19 protein-coding genes and 1 pseudogene are annotated in these 17,997 nt (G+C 72.2%); 11 read left to right on the forward strand and 9 right to left on the reverse strand.

Annotated features, from left to right (window positions below; genetic code table 11):
* Positions 1-39 precede the first annotated feature (39 nt).
* From AB0424_RS29210 to AB0424_RS29245, 8 genes and pseudogenes are all read left to right on the forward strand, one after another.
* A complete protein-coding gene (locus AB0424_RS29210; RefSeq protein ID WP_366309591.1) occupies positions 40-510 on the forward strand; it encodes an indole-3-glycerol phosphate synthase in 471 nt (156 codons plus the stop codon).
* Positions 511-726: 216 nt separating this feature from the next.
* On the forward strand, positions 727-2,127 hold the full coding sequence (gene murC / locus AB0424_RS29215; protein WP_366309593.1) for a UDP-N-acetylmuramate--L-alanine ligase: 1,401 nt from the start codon (positions 727-729) through the stop codon (positions 2,125-2,127).
* A gap of 17 nt (positions 2,128-2,144) precedes the next feature.
* Positions 2,145-2,549 carry a peptide-methionine (R)-S-oxide reductase MsrB gene (gene msrB / locus AB0424_RS29220; RefSeq protein WP_366309595.1) on the forward strand — a complete coding sequence of 135 codons (405 nt, stop codon included), beginning with the start codon at positions 2,145-2,147 and terminating at the stop codon, positions 2,547-2,549.
* Between the two features lie 119 nt (positions 2,550-2,668).
* On the forward strand, positions 2,669-2,920 hold the full coding sequence (locus tag AB0424_RS29225) for an SUKH-3 domain-containing protein (protein ID WP_366309597.1): 252 nt from the start codon (positions 2,669-2,671) through the stop codon (positions 2,918-2,920).
* 124 nt (positions 2,921-3,044) lie between these two features.
* Positions 3,045-4,766 (forward strand): annotated as a pseudogene (locus tag AB0424_RS29230) (YwqJ-related putative deaminase); the annotation flags it as partial.
* Between the two features lie 66 nt (positions 4,767-4,832).
* Entirely contained in the window at positions 4,833-5,306 is a 474-nt protein-coding gene (locus AB0424_RS29235) for an SUKH-3 domain-containing protein (protein WP_366309599.1), read from the forward strand.
* A complete protein-coding gene (locus AB0424_RS29240; RefSeq protein WP_366309601.1) occupies positions 5,299-5,694 on the forward strand; it encodes a YwqJ-related putative deaminase in 396 nt (131 codons plus the stop codon). The genes AB0424_RS29235 and AB0424_RS29240 overlap by 8 nt, the downstream gene beginning before the upstream one ends.
* Positions 5,691-6,593: an SUKH-3 domain-containing protein gene (locus tag AB0424_RS29245; protein WP_366309603.1), complete on the forward strand. Its 903-nt coding sequence runs from the start codon at positions 5,691-5,693 to the stop codon at positions 6,591-6,593. The genes AB0424_RS29240 and AB0424_RS29245 overlap by 4 nt, the downstream gene beginning before the upstream one ends.
* Before the next feature lie 29 nt (positions 6,594-6,622).
* Here the strand turns inward: AB0424_RS29245 and AB0424_RS29250 are convergent, their stop codons facing one another.
* From AB0424_RS29250 to AB0424_RS29270, 5 genes are all read right to left on the reverse strand, one after another.
* Positions 6,623-7,408: an SDR family oxidoreductase gene (locus AB0424_RS29250; RefSeq protein ID WP_366309605.1), complete on the reverse strand. Its 786-nt coding sequence runs from the start codon at positions 7,406-7,408 to the stop codon at positions 6,623-6,625.
* Positions 7,409-7,572: 164 nt separating this feature from the next.
* A complete protein-coding gene (locus AB0424_RS29255) occupies positions 7,573-8,682 on the reverse strand; it encodes a PP2C family protein-serine/threonine phosphatase (protein WP_366309607.1) in 1,110 nt (369 codons plus the stop codon).
* Between the two features lie 427 nt (positions 8,683-9,109).
* Entirely contained in the window at positions 9,110-10,327 is a 1,218-nt protein-coding gene (locus AB0424_RS29260; RefSeq protein WP_366309609.1) for a GNAT family N-acetyltransferase, read from the reverse strand.
* A gap of 122 nt (positions 10,328-10,449) precedes the next feature.
* On the reverse strand, positions 10,450-10,689 hold the full coding sequence (locus AB0424_RS29265) for a DUF397 domain-containing protein (protein ID WP_366309611.1): 240 nt from the start codon (positions 10,687-10,689) through the stop codon (positions 10,450-10,452).
* A complete protein-coding gene (locus AB0424_RS29270) occupies positions 10,686-11,531 on the reverse strand; it encodes a helix-turn-helix transcriptional regulator (protein WP_366309613.1) in 846 nt (281 codons plus the stop codon). The genes AB0424_RS29265 and AB0424_RS29270 overlap by 4 nt, the downstream gene beginning before the upstream one ends.
* Before the next feature lie 151 nt (positions 11,532-11,682).
* Here AB0424_RS29270 and AB0424_RS29275 point away from each other — a divergent pair, with 151 nt between their 5' ends.
* The 3 genes from AB0424_RS29275 (at position 11,683) to AB0424_RS29285 (ending at position 13,925) form a co-directional block, all read left to right on the forward strand.
* On the forward strand, positions 11,683-12,120 hold the full coding sequence (locus AB0424_RS29275; protein WP_366309615.1) for an ATP-binding protein: 438 nt from the start codon (positions 11,683-11,685) through the stop codon (positions 12,118-12,120).
* 162 nt (positions 12,121-12,282) lie between these two features.
* Positions 12,283-12,684 carry a hypothetical protein gene (locus AB0424_RS29280; protein WP_366309617.1) on the forward strand — a complete coding sequence of 134 codons (402 nt, stop codon included), beginning with the start codon at positions 12,283-12,285 and terminating at the stop codon, positions 12,682-12,684.
* Between the two features lie 89 nt (positions 12,685-12,773).
* The gene (locus tag AB0424_RS29285) at positions 12,774-13,925 is read left to right on the forward strand and encodes a hypothetical protein (RefSeq protein WP_366309619.1); all 1,152 of its coding nucleotides are present in this window, start codon (positions 12,774-12,776) and stop codon (positions 13,923-13,925) included.
* Positions 13,926-13,929: 4 nt separating this feature from the next.
* Here AB0424_RS29285 and AB0424_RS29290 read toward each other — a convergent pair whose 3' ends face one another.
* From AB0424_RS29290 to AB0424_RS29305, 4 genes are all read right to left on the reverse strand, one after another.
* Positions 13,930-14,553 (reverse strand): hypothetical protein, encoded by a 624-nt coding sequence (locus AB0424_RS29290; protein WP_366309621.1) that lies wholly within the window; start codon positions 14,551-14,553, stop codon positions 13,930-13,932.
* Positions 14,553-14,909, reverse strand: coding sequence for a hypothetical protein (locus AB0424_RS29295; RefSeq protein ID WP_366309623.1), 357 nt, complete (start codon positions 14,907-14,909; stop codon positions 14,553-14,555). The genes AB0424_RS29290 and AB0424_RS29295 overlap by 1 nt, the downstream gene beginning before the upstream one ends.
* Before the next feature lie 134 nt (positions 14,910-15,043).
* Positions 15,044-17,065, reverse strand: a complete 2,022-nt coding sequence (gene fusA / locus AB0424_RS29300) for an elongation factor G (RefSeq protein ID WP_366309625.1) — start codon at positions 17,063-17,065, stop codon at positions 15,044-15,046.
* A 445-nt stretch (positions 17,066-17,510) separates the two neighbouring features.
* A complete protein-coding gene (locus AB0424_RS29305; protein ID WP_366309627.1) occupies positions 17,511-17,918 on the reverse strand; it encodes a VOC family protein in 408 nt (135 codons plus the stop codon).
* Positions 17,919-17,997 lie beyond the last annotated feature (79 nt).

Genomic DNA, 17,997 nt, shown 5'->3' on the forward strand with positions numbered 1-17,997 from the left:
GGCACGGGGAAGGATGGTTTCCGCAGAAGGGCTCCTGAGGTGTTCACAAGCGTTCTGATGATCGAGAAGCCCCTGACGTCCGTCGACGTGGAGTTCGTCACCACCCTGCACGGCGACGAGGGCGTGTCCTTCATCGTTCTCATGCAGCCGCGTGGTGACCAGGCCGATGTACTGCTGCGCGCCATCGACGACGTCGCCATGGGCGAGCTGAAGGAAGCGACCCGAGAGGGCGACGAACCGGAGGGCAAGGCGGCCAGAGGGCCCGCCGAGCAGGGCCTGGAGGTCTCGCTCCAGGCCCTGAGGGCGGCCGGCTGCGAGGCGGTCGGCCAGGTGGTCGAGGACCACCCGCTCACCAGGATGAAGGCGGTGGTCGACGAGGCGGAGGCGGACGAGGTGATCGTGCTCACCGCACCCCACTACGTGGAGGAGTTCTTCCACCGGGACTGGGCCTCCCGGGCCCGGCACAAGGTCGGCGTCCCCGTGCTGAAGCTCTTCGCCCACAGCGACTGACGGACCCCGGCCGGGTCCGCGCCCCGTGCAGGGGGCGCGGACCCGGCCCTCCCGTCCCGGCCCGTACGGCGCCGGGCCCTCCGGTCCCGGCCCACCACGCCCGCGGCCCGGGTCGGCCGCCCCGCGTGGACACGGCCGCACGTCCCGCCGGGGGCGTCCGGCGGAAGCCACTAGGCTGGTGACCTCCAGAACCACCCACCCCGGGGAGAGATCCGCATGGCACCCGCCATCCCTGCCGCCATGGAACGGCCGCACTTCATCGGCATCGGCGGTGCCGGAATGTCGGGCATCGCGAAGATCCTCGCCCAGCGCGGCGCGAAGGTCGCCGGCAGCGACGCCAAGGAGTCCCCCACCGCCGAGGCGCTGCGCGCCCTGGGCGCCACCGTGCACATCGGCCACGCCGCCGAGCACCTCGCCGACGACGCCTCCGCCGTCGTCGTCTCCAGCGCCATCCGCGCCGACAACCCGGAGCTGGCCCGCGCCGCCGAGCTCGGCATCCCGGTCGTCCACCGCTCCGACGCCCTCGCCTCCCTCATGGACGGCCTGCGCGCGATCGCCGTCGCCGGCACGCACGGCAAGACGACGACCACCTCGATGCTGGCCGTCGCGCTCACCGCGCTCGGCCTCGACCCGTCGTACGCCATCGGAGGCGACCTCGCGGGCCCCGGCACGAACGCGCTGCACGGCGCCGGCGAGGTCTTCGTCGCCGAGGCCGACGAGAGCGACCGCAGCTTCCAGAAGTACGACCCCGAGGTCGCGATCGTCCTCAACGTCGAGCTGGACCACCACGCGAACTACGCCTCCATGGACGAGATCTACGAGTCCTTCGAGGCGTTCACCGCCAAGATCCGCCCCGGTGGCACCCTGGTCGTCGGCGAGCACGCGGGCGCCCGCGAGCTGGCCCGCCGGGTCGCCGACCGCGACGGCCTGGACATCGTGACCGTCGGCGAGTCCGAGGACTCCGACGCCCGCATCCTGAAGATCGTCCCGAACGGGATGAAGAGCGAGGTGACGGTCGCCCTCGACGGCACCGAGCACACCTTCACCGTCTCCGTCCCCGGCCGCCACTACGCCCACAACGCCGCCGCGGCCCTCGCCGCCGGCGCCCGCGTCGGCATCGACCCGGCCGAGCTGGCCCAGGCCCTCACCGCCTACACCGGCGTCGGCCGCCGTCTCCAGCTCAAGGGCGAGGCCGCCGGCGTCCAGGTCATCGACTCGTACGCGCACCACCCCACCGAGATGACCGCCGACCTGGAGGCCATGCGCGGCGCCGCCGGCGCCTCCCGCCTCCTCGTCGTCTTCCAGCCCCACCTGTTCTCCCGCACCCAGGAGCTGGGCAAGGAGATGGGCGACGCGCTGGCCCTCGCCGACGCCTCCGTCGTCCTCGACATCTACCCGGCCCGCGAGGACCCGATCCCCGGGATCACCAGCGAGCTGATCATCGCCGCCGCCGAGCGCGCCGGCGCCGACGTGAGGCCCGTCCACGACAAGGACGCGGTGCCGGACGTCGTCGCGGGAATGGCCGGCCCCGGCGATCTCGTTCTGACCATGGGCGCGGGCGACGTCACGGACCTCGGTCCGAGGATCCTGGACCGGCTCGCCCGCCCGTCGAGCTGAGCCGAGGGAGCGGAACGATGGCGTACGAGGTCGAGAAGACCGACGAGGAATGGCAGGCGCAGCTGAGCCCGTCGGAGTACCAGGTGCTCCGGCTGGCCGGCACGGAGCCTGCCTTCCGGGGTGAGTACACGGACACTAAGACGCAGGGCGTGTACTCCTGCCGTGCCTGCGGCGCGGAGCTGTTCACGTCGAACGAGAAGTTCGAGTCGCACTGCGGCTGGCCGTCCTTCTTCGACCCGAAGGACACCGAGGCCGTCGAGCTGATCGCCGACACCTCCCACGGCATGGTCCGCACCGAGGTCCGCTGCTCCCGCTGCGGCTCGCACCTGGGGCATGTCTTCGAGGGCGAGGGCTACCCGACCCCGACCGACCAGCGCTACTGCATCAACTCGATCTCGCTGCGGCTGGAGGCCGCGGAGTAGCGGCCCGGCACGACGAACGGCGCGAGGGGCCCACCCGGATCCGGTCCGGGGCGGGCCCCTCGCGGCCGGTTCCGGGCGCCCCGCGCCCACACACCCCCTCGGAAGGCCCAGGAGCCCCCGTGCCCCGTCCCGAACGCCCCGCGGACGTCGACGCCTGGTTCGGCGAGCACGGCTGGTACCCCGGCCGGAACGTCGCCGAGCAGGCCGCGGCGTTCGTGGCGGAGGTGGTCGAGGAGAGTCGCAGGAGCGGCCACCCGGTGGAGCCGTTCGCCGCCGCCACCGAGTTCCTGACCGAGCACGCCGGCCTCCGCGTGACCCACGAGGTGCGGAGACAGGAGCACCTTCACTTCACGCCCAGCACGAGGCCATGATCGGGCTCTTCGACCCGCCCATGAAGGACGCCGAGGACTTCTTCGTCTGACCCGGACGGGTCGTCAGCCGCCGCCTGTGGTAGGAATATTGCGGATTGCAAACAGCCGACACGGGGGGCACGACATGGCTGTCACGATTCCGGACTGGGCGGACACCCTTCTCGATCTGATCGGGGTCGCCTGGCCGAACGTCGACGAGGACGCGTACCGCGAGATGGCGGACGCGCTGCGGGAGTTCGCGGACGACCTGGAGGACGACGGGCAGCTCGCCAACAACCACTTCGAGCGGTTGCTGTCGTCGAGTCAGGGCGAGTCGATGGACGCGCTGAACGAGCACTGGTCGAAGATCAAGTCCAAGCACATCAAGGACATCTCCGGGGCGGCGCGGACGGTCGCGGGCGGCCTGGACACGGCGGCCGGCGCGATCGAGGGCATGAAGCTCGCGGCGCTGGTGCAGCTGGGCTACCTCGCCTCCGAGGCCGGTATCGCGCTGTCGCTGATCCCGGTGACCGGCGGTCTGTCGGCGCTGATCGGCGCGGGTGCGATGCGCGCCACGCAGGAGGTGATCAAACGGCTGATCAAGGAGTGCGTGGAGGAGGCCGTCGGCTACATCGTGGCGGCGATGACCGAGCCGGCGGTGGCCGCCCTGGAGGGCATGGCGGCGGACCTCGTCGTGCAGTTGGGCGCGGTGGCGATCGGCCTCCAGGAGGAGGTCGACCTCGGGCAGACCAAGGACGCCGGCAGCCAGGGGTTCAAGGACGGGGTGCAGTCCGGCAAGGAGGCCATGCACCTGGCCTCGGCCGGCGGCGGGGGCGGCGGCTCGAAGAGCGGCGGCCTGAAGAACCTGCACATCGAGCATGCGGAGCACACCCACGCGTCGACGCAGCTCAACTCGGTGAGCGTGGGCATCCACGGCAGGACGACGGGCAAACTCACGAAGGCGAAGACGGCCCACGGCCGCACCCGCGGGCGTGACTCGATCGCGGACGCCATCGACCCCATCGCCGACAAGGCGATGGAGGCCCTCACCAAGGCCGCGAAGAACATGGGCGACCACGTCGGCCAGACCCTGCCCAAGGTCGTCAAGCAGATCTCCACCGATCACAAGAACACCGACGACGACCTCCGCGACCGCTTCGCCCGCCAGAACAAGGGCGACCACGACAGCAACAAGGGCGGCGGTGGCGGCGGAGGCGGCGGTGGTGGCGGTGGCGGTGGCGGCGGGAACGGCGGCTCCGGCGACAACCCCGGCGGCAACCGCATCACGCCCGCTCCGCCCTGGCACGGCAGCTCCGCGGGCAACATGCGGCACCACCGGACGGACCCGCTCGACGTCAGCCACCTCACGCCCGAGCAGCAGCGCGCGGCCCTCGTCCAGGAGGCCCGCGACCTCGCGAACCAGGCCCGCAAGGCCGACCCGAAGAACCCCGACGACCCCAAGCACAAGATCGACCTGGCGAAGACCCACTTCCCGCCGGGCACGAACCTGCTCGACGGCTCCTGCTCCGGGAGTCTGCTGCACGACGGGGTGGTCACCAGCCACTCCAGCGCCACCAAGGGAGCCGGCCAGAAGACCCCTGACCTGCATCCCGCCATGCAGTCGATCTATGATCAGGTCGAGCAGCAGCTCAAGGCGGACGGCGGTGTCCCCGGCGCCGGCCACGGCAAGTGCGCCGAGGCGAACCTCGTCTCGGACCGGCTCCGGCAGCTGGACCCCGACGGGACCGGGATCTCCTCGGTCGACCACGTCCGCGACGCCATGAAGGGGTCGCAGGTCTACAGCGTCCAGATCGGCGAGCAGATCAAACCGCACCCCCTCGGCCACGGCGCGTACAAACCGCCGTGCCGGTCCTGCGCGATAGCCATGGACATGGCCGGAGTCACGGCGTACGCGGGATAAGGAGCGCAGCACATGCCGCAGTTGAACACCCCTGAGGACGTCGACGTCTGGTTCCGGGACCACGGGTGGTTCCCGGGCCGGGACGTGACCGACACCCTGCCGGCGATGGTCGACGAGATCACCGGGCAGTACCGGGACGCCGGTCACCCGGTGGAGCCCCTCGACACGGCGACGGCCTTCCTCGCCGAGCACGGCGGGCTCACCCTGACCATCGACGCCGCGCGCGAGGACCACCTCTACTTCACCCCGTACCTCGGCTACGGCTCGGCCCCGGCCGACGTCGCGGAACTCAGCCGCGACCTCGGTGTGCGGCTCTTCCCGATCGGCCTCGACGGCTCGGAGGGCTCGCCCGTCCTCATGGACGAGCGCGGCCGGTTCTTCTACCTGCACCACACCGGTGCCTACTACATGGGCGCCGACAAGTACGAGGCCATGCTCGCCCTCGCCCACGCCCCCATGCAGGACGCGGAGGACTTCTATGTCTGACCTGATCCCCGGTACGGCCGCCTCGCTGCTCATCCACGGAACCATCACCAGCCACACCAACCTCACCGGTGACGGTGAGCCGCAGCTCCACCCCGCCGTGCGGGAGTTCTTCGACGGTCTCCCGCCGGCCCTGCGGGAGCCGTTCGTCGGCTACTGCGCCGAGTCCGCGCTCGTCTCCGACGAGCTCCACGGCTTCGACCGGCAGCGGGGCGACGGCCGCGCCGCCACCCTCGACGAGGCGGCCCCGCACTTCGCGGGCGCGGCGATCGTCGCCCGCAAGATCCGGCCGCACGGCGACCCCGAGCACGGCACCGAGGCGGAGGTCTGCCGCTCCTGCACGGCGCTCCTCGACCGGCTGGGCGTCATGATCCTCCACGAACAGGCATGACCGGCGTCCTGACGGACGCGGGCTGGCGACCGGGGCGGGACGCCGGCGACGCCGCCATGCTCGCGGTCCTCGTCACGGTGACCGTCGGCGCGGAGCTGTTCCCCGCCGCCGAGCGGGCCCTGCGCGAGTTCCACGGCCTCACCGTCCGGCCCGCCCCGACCGGCGGCCGGGAGGTCGCCGCCATCGGCAGCGTCGTCGACCCCCGCGAGGCGCGCCACGACATCGCGTCCCTGAACCGGCTGGCCGGATCCCTCGGCGCACGGCTCTTCCCCTTCGGCCGTACGGACACGGACGCGCCGCTCGCGGTCGACGAGCACGGCCGGCTCCTCATGCTGGGCCCGGGCGGGCCCTGGCTGCTCGGCGAGACGGTCGCCGACGGTCTGACGCTGCTCGCCCACGGCATCGCCCCGGTACGGCTCCGCCCGCCCCGCCGGCACCACCCGCTGCCCGGCGGCGCGCACGATCTCGGAGCGGCGGTACGGGCCGCGCTCGTCGCCGTCTACGTCCTGCACAGCACGGGCGTGTTCGGCGCCCGGGCGCTGCACCTCCGGGCCACCACCCTGCGGGGGATCGGCGTCGTGGCCGTCGACGAGGAGTTCCCGCTCCGCCCGGGCGCCCTGGAGGACAACGCCGGGCCGCTCGCCGAGGCGATGACCGCCCGCGTCGAGGCGGCCGGGGCGCGGCCGGGGTCCTGCGAGCTGACCCTCACGGTGTCCGCCCCGCCCGGTACGGAGGGCCCGGCGTCGACGGTGACCTGCGCCGTGACGGTGGGCGGCGAGACCGAGGGACCGGCACTGATCCTGGCGGCCGGGCTCTCCGCGACGGTCGGCGCCACGGCGAAGGCCCTGGACGCCTGCGCCGCGGCCCTTGCGGACTGGGCGGCGTCACCCGCGGCCTGAGACCGTGGGCGCCGCCGCCTGACGATCCCCTAGTGGACGGAGAACCCGCCGTCCACGAACAGGGACTGGCCGGTGACGTACGCGGAGGCGCCGCTCGCCAGGAAGACGGCGGCGCCCGCGAAGTCCTCGGCGAGGCCGTTGCGGCCGACCATCGTGCGGGCCGCGAGCGCGGCGACCTTGTCGGGGTCGGAGGAGAGGCGCCGGTTGAGCGGGGTCATCACGAAGCCGGGGACCAGGGTGTTGGCGGTGACCCCGTACGGGGACCACGCCTCGGCCTGGGAGCGGGCGAGGGACTCCAGGGCGCCCTTGGAGACGCCGTACGCGCCGCTCTGCACGAACGCGCGGTGCGCCTGCTGGGAGGTGATGTGGATGATGCGGCCGAAGCCCCGCTCGGCCATGCCGGGGCCGAAGCGCCGGCCGAGGAGGAACGGCGCCTCCAGGTTCACCGTCATCGTGGTGTCCCAGACGTCGTCGTCCAGCTCGCCGAAGGGCGGACGCAGGTTGATGCCGGCCGAGTTGACCAGGATGTCGGGCTCGCCGAAGACGGCCGCGGCCTCCTCCGCCCCGGCCTTGATCCCGTCACGGGTGGACAGGTCGGCGCTCACCCAGGCCGCCTCGCAGCCGTCGGCCGTCAGCTCCCCGGTCGTCGCGACGAGCTCGGCCTTCCCGCGCGCCACGATCACCACCCGCGCCCCGGCCCGGGCAAGCGCACCCGTGATGGCCCGGCCGATGCCGGAGCTGCCGCCCGTCACCAGGGCCGTACGCCCTTCCAGGGAGAAGAGCCCGGAGAGGTAATCGCCGGGTGTGGTGCTCATGGTGTCGCTCCTCGTCTCGTGCGGCACCTGCCGTTGCCCCTGCGGATGGCGGGCAGGTACACGCATCCTGGCACACGTGTGCGAGGCGCGGATCGACGAGGGAGGCGGTGCCGTCCGGTTCCGCGGGGACGGGGCTCGACGGGCGCCGAGGCGTATCCCGGTCCTCAGGCGGGCCGTTCGCTCCCGGAGCCGGTGCCTCCTGCCCCCGGTGGCTCCGGCGCGGCTCCTCGCGGGAGGAACTCCACCAGGAGCAGGGCGGAGTCGTCGTCGGGCGGTGCCCCGGTGAAGGCCGCGACGTCGGCGCGCAGCCGGTCGAGGACCTCCTCCGGATCGCCCGCGCCCATCAGGGGTCCCGCCCGCTCGTCCACCGGGTAGAACCGCCCCGCGCCGTCGCGTGCCTCGCTCAGCCCGTCGGTGTAGAAGAGGAGCCGGTCGCCGGGGCCCAGGGTCAGCCGTGTGATGCCGTCGAGCCGGTCACCGGGGTTCACCAGTCCTGTCAGGCCGAACGGCGGCGCGGGCTGTTCCGGTTCGACGAACGCGACCCGGCCCTCCGCGGTGAGCAGCAGGGGAGCGGGGTGACCGTGGTTGAACATGACGAGCCGCCCGGCCGGGCTCACCTCGGCGACGATGCCGGTCACGAACCGCAGGCCGTCCGTCCTTCGTTCCAGGGCGGTCTCGATGCGTCCGTCGACCTCCGCCAGGTCGTCGAGATCGTGGCCGGCCTCCCGGAACGCGGCCAGCACCACGGCCGCGCAGCGGATGGTGCCCAGCCCCTTGCCCTGGACGTCGGCGACCACCAGGCGGACCCCCCGGGGCGAGGGCACCGCCTCGTACAGGTCGCCTCCGACCCGGGTGGCGCGGCTCGCGGAGACGTACGAGGCGCCGAGACGGACGGGGCCGATCGCCGGGGGGAGCGGCGCGAAGAGCACGTCCTCCAGTGTCTTGGCCACCTCCTCCACGTCCACGAGCCGCCTCTCGGTCCTCAGCCGGGTCCACGCCGCGTAGACCGCCGCGAGCGTGACGTAGGCGATCGCGACCAGCGCGACGTACATGCGCAGCTCGCCGAACCGCTCCGCCTTCGCGGCGAACAGCAGACAGAGGACGACCGCCACGCCCCCCATCGCCAGGACGTTCCGCACGCTTCCGCGAGCGGCGGCGATCGCCGGACCGGCGGCGTACACGGGCAGCAGGTTGTACTCGGGGCCCGTCGCCGCGTCCACGATCGCGACTCCCAGCATGACGGCCAGGGGCAGCGCGCTGGGTGCCCGTGCCACCGTCCTCGCCCGTCGGCGCCACTCCACTCCCGTACCTCCCGCGCTCATCCACCCGAGACGTGCGTCGTCCGCCCGGCTCAGGATGACGCGGAGCGGCTGAGGCCGGCCGAGGCGGTGACCTGGCCCCGCCTCGCAGATCAGCCTAGGAAGGGCGCATCCGATGTGCGAGCCGGAGCGGGCGAACCGGTGCCTCCGCCAGGCCGACCGGACCCCGGTCGCGGCGGCCGTACGGGCGTAGCCGGTGAAGTCCCGCTGCGCGCGCCCCAGGGCACCGGTCGCGGCGGGACAACAGGACCGGTCGCTCGACCCCGCGAGCGGCTCCACGGCAGGCCCGCCCGCCCCTGGACCGTCACCACGCTCGCCGAGGCCGTCGGCGTCTCCCGCGGCACCGCCGGGCTCCCGTGACCCGCCACGCCACGGGCGGGCGTCAGAACCAGTGCAGGCAGTGCGGCGGACGATCGGCGCGGAAGAGCGCGTCGGCGACCGCAGCCGCCTCCGGGCGGTGCGCCAGCACGTGCCCGGCGCGCACCAGCCGGCTCGGCTCCGTGCCGCCCAGGTAGATCGCCCCCAAGTCGCTGATGTCCAAAGACAGATCGGGCTCCCGCTCCGTCGCGGCGCACTCCGCCTTCCCGTCCCGGACGGTCAGCAGCCACCGGCCGCGCTCGCCGAGGAACGGGTCGTCGACGTCGAGGACCAGCTCCCCGTCCACGAACCAGCCCCGCGACGTCAGCGCGCGCGGGACGTCGAGCAGCCGCACCCACAGCCCGTCGGTGTCACCGGTCACCTCCCCGCCCCGGAAGTCCTCCAGCTGCCACCGCAGCGGGTGATCGGTCGGCACGTGCTTCAGCACGACCCGCTCGACCAGGTCGTGACCGATCAGGAACCGCACCAGCGCCGTGTACACCGCGTCGTCGGCGGTGATGATCTCGTCGACGGTCATGACCCCCGCCTCCACCGCGTAGCTGGCGTACCCGTCCGCGACCCCCTCGGCGTCCCGGTGCACCGCGATGTACCGCGGCGCCTCGGCGACCGGCGGCTGCCCCGCCCGCAGCACCCACCAGCCGTGCGGCCGCGACACCGCACCCGGCTGCGCCCGCCGGTACCGGTCGTAGACCTCCTCCAGGACCTCGACGCACCGCGACCGCCGCACCACCTCGACCGAACCGGCCGCCGCCTCGGCCGCTCCCCGCGCCCGGGGGACCGCCAGCGCACCCCGGTGCCTCTGCACCGTCAACCGCGCCGTGTACGTCGCCGGCCCGTAACCGAACCTGCGATAGATCACCGCCTCGGCCGCCAGCAGCACCGACAGACACTCACCGCGCTCCCGGAACGACCTCAACTGCTCCCGCATCAGCGCCGTCAGCGCCCCACGCCGCCGGTGCGACGGCAGGACACCCACGGCCGTCACCCCGGAGGTCGGCACGATCGCCCCACCCGGCAGCGTCAGCTCGAAGGAGTACGCCCCCGCCGTCCCGACGGCCCTCCCGCCCTCCGCCGTCGCCAGCAGATTCCGGTCCATCTCGTACGCCGCCCAGAACACCCCGCCACCGTCCTCCGCCGGTGTCATCGGGTGCATCGCGAACGCGGCGTGCACCGTGTCGACGAACACCTCTCGGTCCTGCTCGGTCGTGTGACGAATCTCCATCGCTGCCGCTGCCTCCCTGGATGAAGGGACGCCACGGCCCGTGAAGTCCCGCCACAGTCCAGCGCCCCCGGCAGGCCAGAGCAACCGGATTACGACGCACGGCTCTTGGGTGCCGGATCCCGTCAGACCAGCCGGGTGAGGAACTCCGTCCAGGTGGCGGGGGCCAGGGCCAGCTGCGGACCGGCGGGGTTCTTGGAGTCGCGGACGTGGACGGTGGAGGGGCAGGCGGCGATCTCTACGCAGTCGCCGTCGCCACCACTGCTGTAGCTGGACTTGTGCCAGGAGAGGGCTACCTCGACGCAGCTGTCGCCGCTGTCGCCGCTGTAGCTGCTCTTGAACCAGGCAAGGTCTGTGACGCTCATGGTGCTCCTCGCATCTCCCGCAACAGACTCACGGACTCCTCGAAGGAGAGAGCCTGTGCCCGCATCCTGGCATACCGCTTCTGGAGGATGCTGACCACTTTGGGGTCGGGGATGAGTAGCCCGTTCTCCTGTCCCTCGCAGTAGGCGTACCACCTGTTCTCCGATGTCTCGAGAAGCTGTATGGGGCCGTTGAGCCCCACGTGATACCCCCGTGATTGGGGCATGATCTGGAGCTCGATGTTGCGTCGGGCGCACGTATCGAGGATGTGCGTCGTCTGCTCGCGCATGACGTCACGGCCGCCGGTCTGGCGGCGTAGGACGTGCTCCTCGACGATGAAGCTGTAGATCGTGTGAGGGCGGTCTGTCAGCAGTTTCTTGCGTTCGACTCGGGCCGCCAGCAGCGCTTCGATCTCGTCGTCGTCCAGTGTTGGGATGCGCTCTCCGAACAGCGTCCTCGCGTACGCCGGAGTCTGCAACAACCCCGGCACCAGCCGGTTCTCATACGTGTAGAGCGTCGCCGCCTGGCTTTCCAGCCTCGCCCACTGCCGAAACCATTTCGCCAGCCCGGGCTTGCGCGCCAAGTGCTTTGCCGCCGCCCGGATGACCCCGAACGCGTCGAGCACGTCCTCGGCCCGGTCGACGAAGTCGGAGGAGGGTAACCGTCGGCCCTGCTCGATCGAGGCGACCGTCGGCACCGAGTACCCGACGAGCGGGGCGAAGGTTTCCTGGGTCAGTCCGGCCCGTTTGCGGAACGCCTTGACCACCTCTCCGAACGCCTTCAGGCTGTCCGACGTCTCCGGTTCGCTTCCGCCTGGACCCTCGTCCGGTACCTCGTCCGTCACTCCGGCCACCTCTCGCACCCGTGCGCTCGTGCTGAACGGACCCATGCTCACGGGTAGTTACCGGTACCGTCCAGAGCGTGAACCCGTACGCTGTCGCAGCGTACGGGTCGCTGACCTGGTGACGGGTCTCGCGCGACGCCACATTGGCCTCATGAACTCCCCTGCGACTCACGAAGTCGCCGTCACCGTACGTGTGTTCAGGCAGCGCTTCAGTTCGACACCGCGTGGCGCCCGCCTGGCCCGCCGCCTCGCCCTCCATCAGCTCGACCGGTGGCGTCTTCCGTACGGCTCGGAGGTCTCGGACACCACCGCGCTCCTCGTCGCCGAACTCGCCGCCAACGCGGTGACGCACGGGCGGGTGCCGGGGCGGGACTTCGAGCTGACGCTCTCGTACACACCCGGCAGGCTGCTCCGGATCGACGTCGCCGACACGCGAGGCGAGCGGCGCCCCGCCCGCAGCGACCCGGGAGCCCTCGACGAGGGCGGGCGCGGCCTGCTCCTCGTCGAGGCGCTGGCCACGCGGTGGGCGGTACTCGATCGCGTACCGGTCGGGAAGACCGTGCGGGCGGAGCTGGACCTCGGCACGTGAACTCGTTTCGTGGCTCCGGCAGTCCTGACGGCGCAGATGTGCTGACCTCCCCCCCCACATTTGCGCTGGGACCCCGTGCCTATCGTGCTAGGGCGACGAACGAAGCGGGTGGGTGCACCGGGCGCCACGATGAACGAGGGCGGGAGAGCCCTGGAGCCGTGTGTGGGTCTCACCATCGGGCTGGTCCTCGCATTGCTGCTGGCCGCCCTGTCGGGCCTCGTGCGGCTTCCGGCGGCGCAGCACCTGCGCTCTCTCCAGGACGGCCGACAGGCGTCCGCCACCTTGGTGGCCGCCGGCTCGGGGTGCTTCCTGGGTGGATGCAAGGTCCGCTTCGAGACCAAGAGGCGGACGGTGGTGGCGAACCTCCCGGTGGGGAGCGGACACGGCAGGAGCCCGGCCGGTACGGCTCTGACCGTCCAGTACCGGGAGGGTGACCCCCAGGTGGTTGCCGCCGAGAGCGACGTCCGCGGCAGCGGGGCCGACGTGGCCGCGGTGATGTTCGGCTCCTTCTCCGTGTTGCTCCGGCTGATGACAGCCTGGGGGGAGGTCCGTGTCCGGCGGTAGCCGCGCGCAGATCCGCCCCGGGCGTTCTGCGGACACGGTGGACCAGCTGCCGCCAGACTGACGGGTGAGCGGAGGGAAGTGGCTTCACGGTGACGGATGACACGGAGAAGGCGCGGGCCTATCTGTGGGAGCTGCAGACGCAGATAGCCGAGGCGACCGGGCTGAGGTACCCCAAGCCGGGGACCGGCATGGAGAAGGTCTTCATCGCGATAGCGAGGACACAGGGCTTCTCGGACGAGCAGGTGGAATGGTTCGCCCGGACAGGAGTGGCGGAGCTGGATCACTGGCCGCCTTGCGGGCCTGACGAGCATCGCGTGGGGTACTCGTTGATCCACTCGCTGGCGGACCGCCTGGAGGAAGTTCTTGCCGGCCCCTTCACGCGACCGGTGCTTGGCATGCTTTCCACGGGCGAGGTCAACGCAGTGACTTTGCTCGCCCCCGACTCTCCGACGCATATCGTGGCCTTTGAGAACGAACTTCTGAACTTCGCCAACCTCTTCGCCAAAGCCGTCGCCTTGGCGATACCCCACGAGATCGGGGACGATGGCTGGTACGCGTTCCACCCGGACTCGGACGATGTCCATCGCCACTTGCGGGACTCGCCGCTAGCCGTTCGCCGCTTTCGCGACGTTGTGCTCGCCTATCTCATCGAGGGCAAGCCGAGCAAGGCTCCCGCCTATATGCCTTCTGAGGCCGTTGGTGCTTTGAGCTCCGTCTTGCGGGACGGCATGGAGCTCTTCGTCCTCGGTCATGAGTACGGCCACGTCGCTGCCGGGCACGTCGCAGACCGGAGGGTGCCGCGTCGAATGCTGGGCATCGGTAGCGTTCCCGTTGCCGAAATCGCATGGAGACGGGAACAGGAAGCCGAGGCCGACGTCATCGGCTGGTCACTGTGCCTGGCGGCTTTGGGCAGAGGATGCGGCCTGGAGCTGTCCCATGCAGGTGTCGAACTCTTCTTCGCGGCCTGTGAAGTCCTGAACCGATCAGTTTCCTTGCTGATGCAGGGAGCGAGTGCTCCACTCCCTGCATCCTCAACCCATCCGCCAGCTGTTGTCCGACGCGACCTCCTGCGCGAGCACGCCGAAAAGATACTCGGCGAGAAGGCGAGGCCACTGCTTGAATACGGCACTCTGATCCATGAGATCGTCGACGTCCTCTGGGAGCAGACCGCCCCAGTTATCCTCGACCTCCACCGTCAAGGCGTCGTCCCCGACGCTCGCTGGACGGCCAACCTCCAGTAACCCCCTACGGGCAGCTCGCCACCGACTTGGCCGACGCGATCAGACCAGAAGGCACCCGCCGGTCCACGCCCTTCACGCGCAGTCGCATCCCCTTCGCGTCCACCCCGACGAGCGTGCCGCACAGCGCGCTTCCGTCGGTCCGTACGATCTGCACGCCCGGCTCACCGGGGCGCGGGCCGTACCAGGTGAGGCCGATGGCGGCGGTGACCATGGCCAGGGAGAGGAAGCCGGCGACGACGGCGCGGCGGAGGTCGCGGACGGCCCGGTGTGTGGTGAGCCGCTCCCGGGTGAGCAGGTCCTCCAGCGAGGCGTCGGCGACGCGGCGCTTCGGCATGCCGAACGCGGCGCGCATGGCGAAGAAGGCGCCGGCCGCGGCGAGCAGGAGGCCGCCGAGGAGGAGGACGCCCACGGTGCCGCGAGCGCCGCCGGACAGGCCCTGGATCGTGTCGGGACCCTTGACGATGCCGACCGCCGTGAGGAGGCCGAGGAGGGCCGCGAGGCCGTTGCGCCAGTTCTCGGCCTGGGCGCGGACCCGGGTCAGTTCGCTCGCCAGGAGGGTGCGGGACTCCTCGGCGTGGGCCCGACTGGCCGGCGTGCTGGCTCTGCCCGGCGTGACGTCGATCCGCATCAGCCACTCCACTCGACGTGGAGGACCCAGGAGGCACCGCAGCCCTTCTGTTCACCGGCCTCGGGGTGGGTGGTGAGGCAGGCGCAGATGACCTCGACCTCGCGTGATCCGGCTTCGACGGCCCGGCGGTGCAGCAGGCGGGACAGCACGCCGGAGGCGCCGAGCGCGCCGGCGTACGAGACGAGCGGCTCGGTGTGCACGGTCGCGTGGGTGCAGCGCGGGCACGGCCCGCTGACCACGATGAACTCGGGTGACCTGTCGTCCGGATGCAGGGTGACGTGCGCGGTGCCGGCCGCCACGATGTTCCAGGCCGGGTCCGACTCCGCTCGGTAGAGCCCATCCTGCTGGTTCGTCACTTTTCCCCCTTGCGTCCTTTTCCATCAACCTAACTGCAACGCATGGGAGTTGACGACGGCGCGCCGGTGTCACGCGGCAGCGCGCCGGCGCGAGGTCCGGGCCGTGGGGTCGCCACGGCCCGGACCACGCCGGTTCACACCGTCAGGCCCTGGGGTGCGGGGGCGTACCCCGCCGGACGGGTCGTGAAGGTGCCCCGGCCCTGGGTGCGGCCCCGGAGGCGGGAGGCGTAGCCGAAGAGCTCGGCCAGGGGCACGGTCGCCTCCACGACCGCCGTGCCGGAGCGGGTCGTCTGGTCCGTGACCCGGCCGCGGCGGGCCGCGAGGTCGCCGAGGACGGAGCCGACGGACTCGGCCGGGACGGTGACCGTGACGTCGGCCACCGGCTCCAGGAGCGTCATGGCGCTCGCGCGGAGCGCCTCGCGCAGCGCGAAGCGGCCCGCCGTGCGGAACGCCATCTCCGACGAGTCCTTCGGATGCGTGGCGCCGTCCGTGAGCGTGACCCGGACACCCGTCACCGGATGGCCGCCGAGGGGACCCTCGACGAGGGCGTCCCGGCAGCCGGCCTCGACCGCGCGGACGTACTCCTGCGGCACGCGGCCGCCGGTCACCGTCGAGCGGAACTCGAAGTCGGCCTCGGAGCCGGTGGGTTCGACGTCGACGACGACATGGGCGAACTGGCCGGAGCCGCCGTCCTGCTTGACGTGGCGGTACAGCAGCCCGGTGACGCCCTGCGACACCGTCTCCCGGTAGGCGACCTGGGGACGGCCGACGGTCACCTCGACGCCCCGGTCGCGCCGGAGCTTCTCCACCGCGACCTCCAGGTGCAGCTCGCCGAGTCCGGACAGGACCGTCTGGCCCGTCTCCGGGTCGGACCGCACGACGAGCGAGGGGTCCTCCTCGGAGAGCCGGGCGAGCGCCGTCGCGAGGCGGCCGGTGTCCGTGGCGCGGCGGGCCTCCACGGCGACCGACACCACCGGGTCGGCGGTCGTCGGCGGTTCGAGGAGGACCGGCGCGTCCGGGGCGCACAGCGTCGCCCCGGCACGGGCGGACTTCGGTCCGACGACGGCGACGATGTCGCCGGCGCGGGCCTCGTCCACCTCCGTCGCCCGGTCGGCCTGGACGCGCAGGATGCGGGCGATCCGCTCCGTCCGTCCCGCGCCGGTGTCCAGCACGGTGTCCCCCTTCCCGATCGTGCCCGCGTAGACGCGGACGTAGGTCATGCGGCCGGTGGCCGTCGCGCTCACCTTGAAAGCGAGCGCGGTGAACGGCGCCGCCGGGTCCGCCGGGACCTCGCCGCGCACCGGCGGCATGTCCGACGGGGCCGGGAGGTACGCGACGACGGCGTCGAGCAGCGGCTCGACCCCCCGGTTGCGGTAGGCCGAGCCGCACAGGACGACCACGCCGCCGCCCGAGAGGGTGAGGTCCCGCAGGGCGGCCGCCAGCGTGGCGTCCGTCAGCCCGTCGTGCGCGCAGAACTCCTCCAGGGCGCCCGGATGCAGCTCCGCCACCGTCTCCTCCAGGCGTCGTCTGCGGTGCCCGGCCTCGTCCCGGAGGTCGTCCGGGACGGGCTCGTCCGCGTAGCTGTCGGCCCCGTCGGCCCACACGTACGCCCGCATCCTGACCAGGTCCACGACGCCGGTGAAGGCGTCCTCGCGGCCGATGGGGAGCTGGACGGGCAGCGGGACCGTGCCGAGCCGGTCGCGGATGGACGCGACGGCCGTGTCCAGTTCCGCGCCGGCCCGGTCCAGCTTGTTCACGAACGCGAGGCGCGGGACGCCGTGCCGGTCGGCCTGCCGCCACACGGTCTCGCTCTGCGGCTCGACGCCCGCGACGGCGTCGAAGACGGCGACGGCGCCGTCGAGGACGCGCAGCGCGCGCTCGACCTCGTCGGAGAAGTCGACGTGGCCGGGCGTGTCGATGAGGTTGATCCGGTGGCCCGCCCAGTCACAGCTGACCGCCGCCGCGAAGATCGTGATGCCCCGGTCCCGTTCCTGCGGGTCGAAGTCGGTGACGGTGGTGCCGTCGTGGACCTCGCCGCGCTTGTGGATCGCACCCGTCAGGTACAGGACCCGCTCGGTGACGGTGGTCTTGCCCGCGTCGACGTGGGCGAGGATGCCGAGGTTGCGGACGGCGCGGGTGTTCAGGTCGGTACGCACGGTGTCGTGCCTTTCGCTGCTGCTGGAGTACAGGGCAGCGCGATTCCCGGACGGATCCCGGAGAGAAGGGGATCAGGACGTCACGGGTCGGCGATGGCGGGCGCGCAGCCGCCACCGGCCGGGGCGAGAGGCGAGGATCACGTCGAAGCGGTCACGGAGCGCCGGCACGGCGGCGGTGATGTGGCTGCGCACGGTCGGCTCCCCTCGGTCCACGCGACGGCACGGCCCACCGGTCGGTGCGCCGTGCCGCGAGTGTAGGGAGCGCGGCCCCGTCGGCGACACCGGTTTTACGCGGGGCGACGGGCGGCCCGCGGACCGCCCGGGTCCGTCGCGCCGCCGGCGCCCCGGGACGGCCGGCGTCCCGGCGTCCCGTGCGGCAGACGCCCCCGTGTCCCGTGCGACCGGCGGCCGGTGCTCCCGGCGCCGGCGCTCCTCGGCTCCGGTGCTACCCGGCGGGCTGGAGGAGGTCCCAGCGGTTGCCGTAGAGGTCCTCGAAGACGGCGACCGAGCCGTACGGCTCGTGGCGCGGCTCCTCCAGGAACTTCACCCCGGCGGCCGTCATCCGGTCGTGGTCGCGGGCGAAGTCCTCGGTGTGCAGGAAGAAGCCGACCCGTCCCCCCGTCTGGTTGCCGACCGAGGCCGACTCGGCGTCGTTCTTGGCCCGGGCCAGCAGCAGACCCACGTTGCCGAGACCGCCGACACCGGCGGCGTTGCGCGGGCGGACCACGACCCAGCGGCTCCCGTCGCCCCGGTCGGTGTCCTCGACCAGTTCGAAGCCGAGAGCGTCGGTGTAGAAGGCGATGGCCTCGTCGTATTCACGGACGACGAGGGTCACAAGTGCGATGGACGGCATTACCCCAACGTAATACGCGGAACCGGAGGGATCTATCCGCGTCGACCCGCGTCGCCGTCCGTCCGACCCTCGCCGGATC

This window comes from Streptomyces sp. NPDC051180, assembly GCF_040689545.1.
Taxonomy (GTDB): Bacteria; Actinomycetota; Actinomycetes; order Streptomycetales; family Streptomycetaceae; genus Streptomyces.